Here is a 12,505-nt window from a genome sequence, read left to right on the forward strand (position 1 = left end):
ATGATAACGATATTTGGTGACAAAACTCACAAAAGACGCGCGTTTAATTTGCGGTACGAATTAAATTTTCACACACTCTGTAGCAGATGATCTAACAATATGATTACAGAACATCGGCAGTACAATTTGCTGCAAAATAAAAATACGGCTTTAAACGAGCCAAATAGGGTTCTCGTAGGGGGGATAAGATGAATATTTTAGGTTTTTTCCAGCGACTCGGTAGGGCGTTACAGCTCCCTATCGCGGTGCTGCCGGTGGCGGCACTGTTGCTGCGATTCGGCCAGCCAGATTTACTTAATGTTGCGTTTATTGCCCAGGCAGGCGGCGCGATTTTTGATAACCTGGCGTTGATCTTTGCGATCGGCGTGGCCTCCAGCTGGTCTAAAGACAGTGCAGGTGCAGCTGCGTTGGCGGGTGCGGTTGGTTACTTTGTGTTAACTAAAGCGATGGTGACCATCAACCCAGAAATTAACATGGGGGTTCTGGCAGGTATCATTACCGGTCTGGTCGGTGGTGCAGCCTATAACCGTTGGTCTGATATTAAACTGCCGGACTTCCTGAGCTTCTTCGGCGGCAAACGTTTTGTGCCGATCGCCACCGGCTTCTTCTGTCTGGTGCTGGCGGCCATTTTTGGTTACGTCTGGCCACCGGTGCAGCACGCTATTCATGCAGGCGGCGAGTGGATCGTTTCTGCGGGCGCGCTGGGTTCCGGTATCTTCGGCTTCATCAACCGTCTGCTGATCCCAACCGGTTTGCATCAGGTACTGAACACCATCGCCTGGTTCCAGATTGGTGAATTCACCAACTCTGCGGGTACGGTTTTCCACGGTGACATCAACCGCTTCTATGCGGGCGACGGCACTGCGGGGATGTTCATGTCTGGCTTCTTCCCGATCATGATGTTCGGTCTGCCAGGTGCGGCGCTGGCGATGTACTTCGCAGCACCGAAAGAGCGTCGCCCGATGGTTGGCGGGATGCTGCTTTCTGTTGCTATCACCGCGTTCCTGACCGGTGTGACTGAGCCGCTGGAATTCCTGTTTATGTTCCTTGCTCCGCTGCTGTACCTCCTGCACGCACTGCTGACGGGTATCAGTCTGTTTGTGGCAACGTTGCTGGGGATCCACGCGGGCTTCTCCTTCTCTGCGGGCGCTATCGACTACGCGTTGATGTACAACCTGCCAGCAGCCAGCCAGAACGTCTGGATGCTGCTGGTGATGGGCGTTGTTTTCTTCGCTATCTACTTTGTGGTGTTCAGTGCGGTTATCCGTATGTTCAACCTGAAAACGCCAGGTCGTGAAGATAAAGATGACGAGATCGTTACTGAAGAAGCGAACAGCAATACCGAAGAAGGCTTAACTCAACTGGCAACCAACTACATTGCGGCAGTGGGTGGTAGTGACAATCTAAAAGCGATTGACGCCTGTATTACTCGTCTGCGCTTGACTGTGGCTGACTCAGCTCGCGTCAACGATGCAATGTGTAAACGTCTGGGTGCCTCTGGTGTGGTGAAACTGAACAAACAGACCATCCAGGTGATTGTCGGCGCGAAAGCAGAATCCATCGGCGATGCGATGAAGAAAGTCGTTGCTCGTGGCCCGGTAGCTGCTGCTTCTGCTGAAGCTGCTCCGGCAACTGCCGCTCCGGTAGCGAAACCGCAGGCTGTACCAAACGCAGTGTCTATCGCTGAGCTGGTATCGCCAATTACCGGTGATGTTGTCGCACTGGATCAGGTGCCAGACGAAGCGTTCGCCAGCAAAGCTGTGGGCGACGGTGTGGCGGTGAAACCGACGGATAAGATCGTTGTATCACCAGCGGCGGGAACCATCGTGAAAATCTTCAACACCAACCACGCGTTCTGCCTTGAAACTGAAAAAGGCGCAGAGATCGTCGTCCACATGGGTATCGACACCGTAGCGCTGGAAGGTAAAGGCTTTAAACGTCTGGTGGAAGAGGGCGCGCAGGTAAGCGCAGGGCAACCGATTCTGGAAATGGATCTGGATTACCTGAACGCTAACGCCCGCTCGATGATTAGCCCGGTGGTTTGCAGCAATATCGACGATTTCAGCGGCTTGATCATTAAAGCTCAGGGCCATGTTGTGGCGGGTCAAACACCGCTGTATGAAATCAAAAAGTAATCTGCTTTATGCCTGATGCGACGCTTGACGCGTCTTATCAGGCCTACAAAAGCGCTGTGTAGGTTGGATAAGACGCTTAAGCGTCGCATCCAACAATGACGCAGGACTGGCAAAAGCGGTGGAGATCTTCTCTGCCGCTTTTTTTTTCATCAATCATCCCCATAATCTTTGTTAGATTATCAATTTTAAAAAACTAACAGTTGTCAGCCTGTCCCGCTTATAAGATCATACGCCGTTATACGTTGTTTACGCTTTGAGGAATCCACGATGAGTGAGGCAGAAGCCCGCCCGACTAACTTTATTCGTCAGATCATCGATGAAGATCTGGCCAGTGGTAAGCACACCACAGTACACACCCGTTTCCCGCCGGAGCCGAATGGCTATCTGCATATTGGCCATGCGAAATCTATCTGCCTGAACTTCGGGATCGCCCAGGACTATAAAGGCCAGTGCAACCTGCGTTTCGACGACACTAACCCGGTAAAAGAAGATATCGAATATGTCGATTCGATCAAAAACGACGTTGAGTGGTTAGGTTTTCACTGGTCTGGTAACGTCCGTTACTCCTCCGATTATTTTGATCAGCTCCACGCCTATGCTGTTGAACTGATCAATAAAGGCCTGGCGTACGTTGATGAACTGACGCCGGAACAGATCCGCGAATATCGTGGCACCCTGACGCAGCCGGGTAAAAACAGCCCGTACCGCGACCGCAGCGTTGAAGAGAACCTGGCGCTGTTCGAAAAAATGCGTACCGGTGGTTTTGAAGAAGGTAAAGCCTGCCTGCGCGCGAAAATCGACATGGCTTCGCCGTTTATCGTGATGCGCGATCCGGTGCTGTACCGCATTAAATTTGCTGAACACCACCAGACCGGCAACAAGTGGTGCATCTACCCGATGTACGACTTCACCCACTGCATCAGCGATGCGCTGGAAGGCATTACGCACTCTCTGTGTACGCTGGAGTTCCAGGATAACCGCCGTCTGTACGACTGGGTACTGGACAACATCACCATTCCTGTTCATCCGCGCCAGTACGAATTCTCGCGCCTGAATCTGGAATACACCGTGATGTCCAAGCGTAAGCTGAACCAACTGGTCACCGAAAAGCACGTAGAAGGTTGGGATGATCCGCGTATGCCGACCATTTCCGGTCTGCGTCGTCGTGGTTACACTGCGGCTTCTATTCGTGAGTTCTGCAAACGCATTGGCGTGACCAAGCAGGACAACACCATTGAGATGGCATCGCTGGAATCCTGCATTCGTGAAGATCTCAACGAGAACGCGCCACGTGCAATGGCAGTTATCGATCCGGTGAAACTGGTTATCGAAAACTATCAGGGCGAAGGCGAAATGGTCACCATGCCGAACCATCCGAATAAACCGGAAATGGGCAGCCGTCAGGTGCCGTTTAGCGGTGAGATTTGGATCGATCGCGCCGATTTCCGCGAAGAAGCTAACAAGCAGTACAAGCGTCTGGTGCTGGGTAAAGAAGTGCGTCTGCGTAATGCTTACGTCATTAAGGCAGAGCGCGTAGAGAAAGATGCCGAAGGCAATATTACCACCATCTTCTGTACTTATGACGCCGACACCTTAAGCAAAGATCCGGCTGATGGTCGTAAAGTTAAAGGCGTTATTCACTGGGTAAGCGCGGCACATGCGCTGCCGGTTGAAATCCGCCTGTACGATCGTCTGTTCAGTGTGCCGAATCCAGGCGCTGCGGATGATTTCCTGTCGGTGATTAACCAGGATTCTCTGGTCATCAAACAGGGCTTTGCTGAACCGTCTCTGAAAGATGCGGTGGCAGGTAAAGCATTCCAGTTTGAGCGTGAAGGTTATTTCTGCCTCGACAGCCGCCATTCCACAGCGGAAAAACCGGTATTTAACCGCACCGTTGGGCTGCGTGATACCTGGGCGAAAGTAGGCGAGTAATTTTAAGTTACACCTGGCCGGATAAGGCGTTTACGCCGCATCCGGCAAGGAACAGACAAACAGTTTCAAACGCTAAATTGCCTGATGCGCTACGCTTATCAGGCCTACCCGATCTCTGCAATATATTGAATTTGCGTGCTTTTGTAGGCCGGATAAGGCGTTTACGCCGCATCCGGCGAGGAACAGACAAACAGTTTCAAACGCTAAATTGCCTGATGCGCTACGCTTATCGGGCCTATGTGATCTCTGCAATATATTGAATTTGCGTGCTTTTGTAGGCCGGATAAGGCGTTTACGCCGCATCCGGCAAGAAACATGCAAACAATCCAAAACGCCGCGTTCAGCGGCGTTTTTTCTGCTTTTCTTCGCGAATTAATTTCGCTTCGCAATTTATTCATTTAACAAATTTAAAACCACAAATTATAATTAATTTAAATGTAACCGCTTTCATCTTACTGGAAAGCCACATATTTTTTCTTCTACCCGCTCGCCTGGTACACATTTAAACCTTGTAACAAAAATCATCAAAATATGTGCGGTTGCTCATGTTCTTACATTCTCGTTACAGAAAGAGATTGATAATTCGCGTCGCGAAAAATAGTCTATTCCTGTAGTCAGCGAGACTTTTCTCAACGCTACTTTTTTAATTTTTATTTTTTTCGCTGTTCACCTGTGGTGCAGCAATTTATACGTCAAAGAGGATTAACCCATGCGTACGTTTAGTGGCAAACGTAGTACGCTGGCGCTGGCTATCGCCGGTGTTACAGCAATGTCGGGCTTTATGGCAATGCCGGAGGCTCGCGCCGAAGGATTCATCGACGATTCAACCTTAACCGGTGGTATCTATTACTGGCAGCGTGAACGTGACCGTAAAGATGTTACCGACGGCGACAAATACAAAACCAACCTTTCTCACTCCACCTGGAATGCCAACCTCGATTTTCAGTCCGGTTATGCTGCTGATATGTTCGGCCTTGATATTGCCGCGTTTACGGCGATTGAAATGGCGGAAAACGGCGACAGCTCCCACCCGAACGAAATCGCGTTTTCAAAAAGTAATAAAGCCTATGACGAAGACTGGTCCGGCGACAAAAGCGGTATAAGCCTGTATAAAGCAGCGGCCAAATTTAAATACGGTCCGGTGTGGGCGAGGGCAGGTTACATTCAGCCAACTGGTCAAACGCTGTTAGCGCCGCACTGGAGCTTTATGCCGGGTACTTATCAGGGTGCGGAAGCCGGGGCGAATTTTGATTACGGCGATGCTGGTGCGTTGAGTTTCTCCTACATGTGGACCAACGAATACAAAGCGCCGTGGCATCTGGAAATGGATGAGTTTTATCAGAACGATAAAACCACCAAAGTTGATTATCTGCACTCCATCGGTGCGAAATACGACTTCAAAAATAACTTCGTGCTGGAAGCGGCGTTTGGTCAGGCGGAAGGGTATATCGATCAGTACTTTGCCAAAGCCAGCTATAAATTTGATATCGCCGGTAGCCCGCTAACCACCAGCTACCAATTCTACGGTACGCGCGATAAAGTTGACGATCGCAGCGTCAACGATCTTTACGACGGCACTGCCTGGTTGCAGGCGTTGACCTTTGGTTACCGGGCGGCTGACGTAGTGGATTTGCGCCTCGAAGGCACCTGGGTTAAAGCTGACGGTCAGCAGGGATACTTCCTGCAACGTATGACCCCAACCTACGCTTCCTCGAACGGTCGCCTGGATATCTGGTGGGATAACCGTTCTGACTTTAACGCCAACGGCGAAAAAGCGGTCTTCTTCGGCGCGATGTATGACCTGAAAAACTGGAATCTTCCAGGCTTTGCCATCGGCGCTTCCTACGTTTACGCATGGGATGCTAAACCTGCGACCTGGCAGAGCAATCCAGATGCGTACTACGACAAGAACCGGACTATCGAAGAGTCAGCTTACAGCCTGGATGCGGTCTACACCATTCAGGACGGTCGCGCCAAAGGCACGTTGTTCAAACTGCACTTCACCGAATACGACAACCACTCCGACATCCCAAGCTGGGGCGGCGGTTACGGTAACATCTTCCAGGATGAGCGCGACGTGAAATTCATGGTAATCGCACCATTCACCATCTTCTGATGCCCGACGCGGCAGGTTTTGTGCCTGCCGCACATTTGAGGAATTCGCTATGAAAAAACTGATTCTCATCGCCATGATGGCATCGGGGCTGGTGGCTTGTGCGCAATCAACCGCGCCACAGGAAGACAGCCGCCTGAAAGAGGCGTACAGCGCCTGTATCAATACCGCGCAAGGTTCGCCGGAAAAAATTGAAGCCTGTCAGAGCGTGTTAAACGTGCTGAAGAAAGAGAAACAACATCAGCAATTTGCCGAGCAGGAAAGCGTCCGCGTGCTGGATTATCAGCAGTGCATCCAGGCAACGCAAACCGGTAATGACCAGGCTGTGAAAGCCGATTGTGATAAGGTCTGGCAGGAAATTCGCAGTAATAACAAATAAGTGAGGGCTGTAACTCTCGCTTTTCTTATTTCCCTTGTATAAAAAAGCCAACCCGTAGGTTGGCTTGAGACTTATGGCAAACGCCAGTTTGCCTAATGCGCTGCGCTTATCAGGCCTATCTTTTAATGCAATATATTGAATTTGAGATGATTTGTAGGCCGGATAAGGCGTTCACGCCGCATCCGGCACGAACAAAGCGCATTATGCCAACAATATAAAGCCAACCCGCAGGTTGGCTTTTCTCGTTCTGGCTGACTTATTTGCCTTCGTGCGCGTGCTCATCTTCGCGGCAATCGCCTTCGGCACAGTGACCGTAAAGATAGAGACTATGGTTAGTCAGGCGAATGCCATGTTTTGCGGCAATTTCACGCTGACGCGCTTCGATTGATTCATCACTAAATTCAATAACCTTGCCGCAGTCGAGGCAGATCAGGTGATCGTGGTGATGTTGCTGGGTCAGTTCAAATACGGATTTGCCGCCTTCAAAATTGTGGCGGGTGACGATACCGGCGTCGTCAAACTGGTTCAGTACACGATATACCGTAGCCAGACCAATTTCTTCACCCATATCAATCAGACGTTTGTATAAATCTTCCGCACTGACGTGATGGTTGTCCGGCTCCTGAAGAACTTCCAGGATTTTTAAACGTGGAAGCGTTACTTTCAGGCCAGCTTTCTTTAGGGCGGTATTGTTATCAGTCATGCGGAATCTGTCCTGTTACTAAGCGGTTCACTTCATTAGGAGAAGTGACAGAATTTGCTCTTGAGATAATGCGTATCATTATAGAATTGCCACGCCTAAATGAAAACCACAAGTCCCTGGCAAATATTGTTAATAAAAACGTGGCTTAGCTTACATTTACATCGGCAAGGCCACTTCAATACTGGAACATTGTACAGGTACTACGGCAAAAGTTACAAATTTGTAGCAATTATTTTGATTGGCATTATCTATTAATACGGCGTAGACATGAGTCTACGCCGCAGTACATCAGGCATTGATAATTTCGTCGAGATGCAGTTCTTCAGAAATTTGTTTTACCCATTTTTCTACACGTTCGGCGGTCAGTTCTGGCTGACGGTCTTCGTCGATAGCCAGGCCGACAAAGTGGTCATCATCCGCCAGACCTTTTGATGCTTCGAAATGGTAGCCCGCAGTTGGCCAGTGACCGACGATGGTCGCGCCGCGCGGTTCAATGATGTCACGAATGGTGCCTAAGGCGTCGCAGAAATATTCTGCGTAATCTTCCTGGTCGCCACAGCCAAACAGCGCAACTAGTTTACCATTGAAATCAATCTCTTCGAGAGTCGGGAAGAAGTCGTCCCAGTCACACTGTGCTTCGCCATAGTACCAGGTTGGGATGCCCAGCAGAAGAATGTCATAAGCTTCCAGATCTTCTTTGCTGCTTTTTGCAATGTCATGGACATCGGCAACGTCTTTACCAAGCTGTTTTTGAATCATTTTTGCGATATTTTCGGTATTACCGGTGTCGCTGCCGAAAAAGATGCCAGTGATAGCCATGAGTGAAATAACCTCTTGAAACTTATTGAAATGGGGGTGGCAAATTGCCCACGGATAAAGGCAATCATAGCAGAACAGGCAGTCTTGCGGAATCAGCAAACGAGCAGGACTGCACACTGTGCTACACGAAAGTGGATATTTAAACGATGCCCTGATTACGCAGCGCCGCCAGTTGCTGCATCAATATCTCTTCGATCAGTTCGCTACGGCTCATATTGCGCGACTCCGCCAGCTCGTTCAGCGCCTCGACAGCTTCCGCGTTCAGCTTCAGTTCGACACGCTTAAGGCCACGTACTTTGTCGCGTTTTAGCTGGTTGCGTTTATTAATACGCAGCTGTTCATCGCGCGAAAGCGGATTGGTTTTCGGTCGTCCCGGTCGACGCTCGTGCGCGAACAGATCTAATGTCGTACGGTCCGTTTGTTCTTTGGCCATGATCTTGGTGACTTCGGGGGAAACAATCAGCCAGGCGCCTGCCCGGATGGATAGCCCGCCATAATACAACAGCGTGAGGAATCTCGCCAACGCCCACGCGCGGAATGCCGCGCGGACGCTGGGTTTTTAATCAGTTGCGTTAATCATTAAGATAGCGACGGATAGCCCGCAGCACAGCATCCGGTTTTTCTGCGTGTACCCAATGACCCGCGCCTGCAATGACATGCGCCCGTGCTTGTGGGAATTGCGCCAGCAAATCATCACGATACTGTTCAGTAACATACGGGGAATTGCCGCCAGGAATAAACAGAGCAGGGTGGTTCCATGCCGGAATTTTCTCCCAGCCAACAATATGTGGATACTGATCCCATAATACTGGCACGTTAAAACGCCACTCACCGTCAACAAAAGATTTCAGCAGGAATTGAATCACGCCCTCTTCATTAATATATTGGCGCATCACTACAGCGGCCTGTTGGCGCGTTTGCGCGTCGGATCCACTGACCGCGTTGATAGCTGCGAAAATTTCATCATGACGGCGTACGTGATAATCCACCGGAGCGATATCTATCGCTACCAGTTTCTCGATGCGATCGGGCGCCAACGCGGTCAGTGCCATCACAGCTTTCCCCCCCATTGAGTGACCAATAAATGTCGCCTTATCGATCTGCAGCGCATCCAGAGTATCAACAAGATCCTGGGCCATCGCCGGGTAATTCATGTGTGGATCTCGTGGCGAAAGTCCGTGGTTACGCATATCAACCTGGATGATATTGTGATCGTTTACCAGGTCGCGCGCCAGCACGCCGAGGTTGTCAAGGCTACCAAACAACCCGTGGACGAGGACGATGGGAGAATTATTGTGCTGATTTTGTGCAGATTGCGCGCGGATATTCAATTTCATGGCAAAGTTCTTTTTTTCGTGTAGTTGGGTTAGGGTATTATGTTGACCATTGTGCCACAGGGCTGCAACAAATAAGGTTTAATCCGATTTTTTCTGCAAGCCAGGCTTGACGCTATCCGCTGCCGGGATTTATTCATATACTCCTGGCGACTTGTATTCAGCTAAGACACCGCACTGGATTAAGATGAAAACGATTGAAGTTGATGATGAACTCTACAGCTATATTGCCAGCCACACTAAGCATATCGGCGAGAGCGCATCCGACATTTTACGGCGTATGTTGAAATTTTCCGCCGCATCACAGCCTGTTGCTCCGGTGACGAAAGAGGTTCGCATTGCGTCGCCTGCTATCGTCGAAGCGAAGCCGATCAAAACGGTGAAAGACAAAGTGCGCGCGATGCGTGAACTTTTGCTTTCCGATGAATACGCAGAGCAAAAGCGAGCAGTCAATCGCTTTATGCTGCTGTTGTCTACACTATATTCTCTTGACGCCCAGGCGTTTGCTGAGGCAACGGAATCGTTGCACGGTCGCACGCGCGTTTACTTTGCAGCAGATGAGCAAACTCTGCTGAAAAATGGTAATCAGACCAAGCCGAAACATGTGCCAGGCACGCCGTATTGGGTGATCACCAACACTAACACTGGCCGTAAATGCAGCATGATTGAACACATCATGCAGTCGATGCAATTCCCGGCGGAATTGATTGAAAAGGTTTGCGGGACAATTTAAAACAACGTTGCAGATAAAGGACAAAGCAATGGCAATCCACAATCGTGCAGGCCAACCTGCACAGCAGAGTGATTTGATAAACGTCGCCCAACTGACGGCGCAATATTATGTACTGAAACCAGAAGCAGGGAATGCGGAGCACGCGGTGAAATTCGGTACTTCCGGTCACCGTGGCAGTGCAGCGCGCCATAGCTTTAACGAGCCGCACATTCTGGCTATTGCTCAGGCGATTGCCGAAGAACGGGCGAAAAACGGCATCACTGGCCCTTGCTATGTGGGTAAAGATACTCACGCCCTGTCCGAACCTGCGTTTATTTCTGTACTGGAAGTGCTGGCAGCGAACGGTGTAGACGTTATTGTGCAGGAAAACAATGGCTTCACTCCGACACCTGCCGTCTCTAATGCCATTCTGGTTCACAATAAAAAAGGTGGCCCGCTGGCAGATGGTATCGTGATTACGCCGTCCCATAACCCGCCGGAAGACGGTGGTATCAAGTACAACCCGCCAAATGGTGGCCCGGCTGATACCAACGTCACTAAAGTGGTGGAAGACAGGGCCAACGCGCTGCTGGCCGATGGCCTGAAAGGCGTGAAGCGTATCTCCCTCGACGAAGCGATGGCATCTGGTCATGTAAAAGAGCAAGATCTGGTGCAACCGTTCGTAGAAGGTCTGGCCGATATCGTTGATATGGCAGCGATTCAGAAAGCTGGCCTGACGCTGGGTGTTGATCCGTTGGGCGGTTCCGGTATCGAATACTGGAAGCGCATTGGCGAGTATTACAACCTCAACCTGACCATTGTTAACGATCAGGTCGATCAAACCTTCCGCTTTATGCACCTCGATAAAGACGGCGCAATCCGTATGGACTGTTCCTCTGAGTGTGCGATGGCGGGCCTGCTGGCGCTGCGTGATAAGTTTGACCTGGCGTTTGCCAACGACCCGGATTATGACCGTCACGGTATCGTCACTCCAGCTGGTTTGATGAACCCGAACCACTACCTGGCGGTGGCGATCAACTACCTGTTCCAGCATCGTCCGCAGTGGGGCAAAGATGTTGCCGTCGGTAAAACGCTGGTTTCATCTGCGATGATTGACCGTGTGGTCAATGACCTGGGTCGCAAGCTGGTAGAAGTACCGGTAGGTTTCAAATGGTTTGTTGATGGTCTGTTCGACGGTAGCTTCGGCTTTGGCGGCGAAGAGAGTGCAGGCGCTTCCTTCCTGCGTTTCGACGGCACGCCGTGGTCGACCGATAAAGACGGCATCATTATGTGTCTGCTGGCGGCGGAAATTACCGCAGTCACCGGTAAGAACCCGCAGGAACACTACAACGAACTGGCGAAACGCTTTGGTGCGCCGAGCTATAACCGTTTGCAGGCAGCAGCGACTTCCGCACAAAAAGCGGCGCTGTCTAAGCTGTCTCCGGAAATGGTGAGCGCCAGCACTCTGGCAGGCGACCCTATCACCGCGCGCCTGACCGCAGCGCCTGGCAACGGTGCTTCTATCGGCGGCCTGAAAGTGATGACTGACAACGGCTGGTTCGCCGCGCGTCCGTCAGGCACCGAAGACGCATACAAGATCTACTGCGAAAGCTTCCTTGGTGAAGAACATCGTAAGCAGATCGAGAAAGAAGCGGTTGAGATTGTTAGCGAAGTTCTGAAAAACGCGTAATCACAGAAAATAAGAAAAAGGGCGGTCGGAAGATCGCCCTTTTTTACTTATGACTGCCTGATGCGCTACGCTTATCAGGCCTACGAGGATGGTGCAATATATTGAATTTGCGCGATTTTGTAGCATCCAGTATGACCAAAGCGCACTTTGCCAACAAACTGAATAGCCCAAGGGAATTCCAAATGAAGACCAAAAGGAGTCTGGTCGTCAGAGTGGCATTCATTGCCGCCACATTACTGCTAACTGCATGCGCCCAACCTGAACAATCATCATTGGCTGGTGACTGGTTACTGACCCCTAAAGATAAAACCAGAGGATTAACGGGTAGCATTGCAGTGAATATTGCGCCTTCCCAGTGTAAGACAAATTGCCGTGGCGATAACTTACCTGATAATACCCGCCGCTGGCAGTTGTCAGCCGGAAACGAAAAAGAAATTACTTATCTCCATGATATGTCAGCACAAGAAAAGACCAGTTTAAATCACGGTTGGCAGTGCTACACCTCATTTTTTATGAGGATTTGTCAGGGCAAGCCTGGCACTCGACCGATAATTAATGAGGATTATGTCAGCGAAAGCGGATTTTCTGGTTCGATGATGCATGTCGGGATTATTGAGTTGCGACGCTGCCAGTCAGAAAAATGCCAGCAAGAGTTGAAAGCGATAAATACGCATTAAACATTTCGATA

General features: G+C 50.4%; 12 protein-coding genes. 7 read left to right on the top strand and 5 right to left on the bottom strand.

Annotation, left to right across the window (positions count from 1 at the left end):
- The first annotated feature begins 188 nt into the window (after positions 1-188).
- From nagE to chiQ, 4 genes are all read left to right on the top strand, one after another.
- A complete protein-coding gene (gene nagE / locus FEM44_RS17795) occupies positions 189-2,135 on the top strand; it encodes a PTS N-acetyl glucosamine transporter subunit IIABC (protein ID WP_130259011.1) in 1,947 nt (648 codons plus the stop codon).
- A gap of 267 nt (positions 2,136-2,402) precedes the next feature.
- Positions 2,403-4,067 carry a glutamine--tRNA ligase gene (glnS, locus tag FEM44_RS17800; RefSeq protein WP_135523036.1) on the top strand — a complete coding sequence of 555 codons (1,665 nt, stop codon included), beginning with the start codon at positions 2,403-2,405 and terminating at the stop codon, positions 4,065-4,067.
- Between the two features lie 709 nt (positions 4,068-4,776).
- The gene (gene chiP / locus FEM44_RS17810) at positions 4,777-6,183 is read left to right on the top strand and encodes a chitoporin ChiP (protein WP_089575002.1); all 1,407 of its coding nucleotides are present in this window, start codon (positions 4,777-4,779) and stop codon (positions 6,181-6,183) included.
- 49 nt (positions 6,184-6,232) lie between these two features.
- Positions 6,233-6,559, top strand: a complete 327-nt coding sequence (chiQ, locus tag FEM44_RS17815) for a ChiQ/YbfN family lipoprotein (RefSeq protein ID WP_000733594.1) — start codon at positions 6,233-6,235, stop codon at positions 6,557-6,559.
- A 256-nt stretch (positions 6,560-6,815) separates the two neighbouring features.
- On the opposite strand, the gene fur is transcribed toward chiQ, so the two are convergent.
- The 5 genes from fur to ybfF form a co-directional block, all read right to left on the bottom strand.
- Positions 6,816-7,262 carry a ferric iron uptake transcriptional regulator gene (gene fur, locus FEM44_RS17820; RefSeq protein WP_000131706.1) on the bottom strand — a complete coding sequence of 149 codons (447 nt, stop codon included), beginning with the start codon at positions 7,260-7,262 and terminating at the stop codon, positions 6,816-6,818.
- Positions 7,255-7,341, bottom strand: coding sequence for a fur leader peptide (gene uof / locus FEM44_RS17825; RefSeq protein WP_001695552.1), 87 nt, complete (start codon positions 7,339-7,341; stop codon positions 7,255-7,257). The genes fur and uof overlap by 8 nt, the downstream gene beginning before the upstream one ends.
- Positions 7,342-7,550: 209 nt before the next feature.
- Positions 7,551-8,081: a flavodoxin FldA gene (gene fldA, locus FEM44_RS17830; RefSeq protein ID WP_010346538.1), complete on the bottom strand. Its 531-nt coding sequence runs from the start codon at positions 8,079-8,081 to the stop codon at positions 7,551-7,553.
- A gap of 139 nt (positions 8,082-8,220) precedes the next feature.
- Positions 8,221-8,514, bottom strand: a complete 294-nt coding sequence (gene ybfE / locus FEM44_RS17835) for a LexA regulated protein (RefSeq protein ID WP_064528940.1) — start codon at positions 8,512-8,514, stop codon at positions 8,221-8,223.
- A gap of 139 nt (positions 8,515-8,653) precedes the next feature.
- A complete protein-coding gene (gene ybfF / locus FEM44_RS17840; RefSeq protein WP_130215032.1) occupies positions 8,654-9,418 on the bottom strand; it encodes an esterase in 765 nt (254 codons plus the stop codon).
- A 184-nt stretch (positions 9,419-9,602) separates the two neighbouring features.
- Here ybfF and seqA point away from each other — a divergent pair, with 184 nt between their 5' ends.
- The 3 genes from seqA to FEM44_RS17855 all read left to right on the top strand — a co-directional run bounded on the left by seqA (position 9,603) and on the right by FEM44_RS17855 (position 12,494).
- Positions 9,603-10,148 carry a replication initiation negative regulator SeqA gene (gene seqA / locus FEM44_RS17845; protein ID WP_130209830.1) on the top strand — a complete coding sequence of 182 codons (546 nt, stop codon included), beginning with the start codon at positions 9,603-9,605 and terminating at the stop codon, positions 10,146-10,148.
- 28 nt (positions 10,149-10,176) lie between these two features.
- Positions 10,177-11,817, top strand: coding sequence for a phosphoglucomutase (alpha-D-glucose-1,6-bisphosphate-dependent) (gene pgm / locus FEM44_RS17850; protein WP_001297249.1), 1,641 nt, complete (start codon positions 10,177-10,179; stop codon positions 11,815-11,817).
- Positions 11,818-11,999: 182 nt separating this feature from the next.
- On the top strand, positions 12,000-12,494 hold the full coding sequence (locus tag FEM44_RS17855; RefSeq protein ID WP_135523160.1) for a hypothetical protein: 495 nt from the start codon (positions 12,000-12,002) through the stop codon (positions 12,492-12,494).
- Positions 12,495-12,505: the final 11 nt, after the last annotated feature.

It is taken from the genome of Escherichia sp. E4742, assembly GCF_005843885.1.
GTDB lineage: Bacteria > Pseudomonadota > Gammaproteobacteria > Enterobacterales > Enterobacteriaceae > Escherichia.

Coding starts and splice junctions, on each gene's coding strand:
- nagE (WP_130259011.1), top strand. CDS start 189: ATGAATATTTTAGGTTTTTTCCAGCGACTCGGTAGGGCGTTACAGCTC.
- glnS (WP_135523036.1), top strand. CDS start 2,403: ATGAGTGAGGCAGAAGCCCGCCCGACTAACTTTATTCGTCAGATCATC.
- chiP (WP_089575002.1), top strand. CDS start 4,777: ATGCGTACGTTTAGTGGCAAACGTAGTACGCTGGCGCTGGCTATCGCC.
- chiQ (WP_000733594.1), top strand. CDS start 6,233: ATGAAAAAACTGATTCTCATCGCCATGATGGCATCGGGGCTGGTGGCT.
- fur (WP_000131706.1), bottom strand. CDS start 7,262: ATGACTGATAACAATACCGCCCTAAAGAAAGCTGGCCTGAAAGTAACG.
- uof (WP_001695552.1), bottom strand. CDS start 7,341: ATGATACGCATTATCTCAAGAGCAAATTCTGTCACTTCTCCTAATGAA.
- fldA (WP_010346538.1), bottom strand. CDS start 8,081: ATGGCTATCACTGGCATCTTTTTCGGCAGCGACACCGGTAATACCGAA.
- ybfE (WP_064528940.1), bottom strand. CDS start 8,514: ATGGCCAAAGAACAAACGGACCGTACGACATTAGATCTGTTCGCGCAC.
- ybfF (WP_130215032.1), bottom strand. CDS start 9,418: ATGAAATTGAATATCCGCGCGCAATCTGCACAAAATCAGCACAATAAT.
- seqA (WP_130209830.1), top strand. CDS start 9,603: ATGAAAACGATTGAAGTTGATGATGAACTCTACAGCTATATTGCCAGC.
- pgm (WP_001297249.1), top strand. CDS start 10,177: ATGGCAATCCACAATCGTGCAGGCCAACCTGCACAGCAGAGTGATTTG.
- FEM44_RS17855 (WP_135523160.1), top strand. CDS start 12,000: ATGAAGACCAAAAGGAGTCTGGTCGTCAGAGTGGCATTCATTGCCGCC.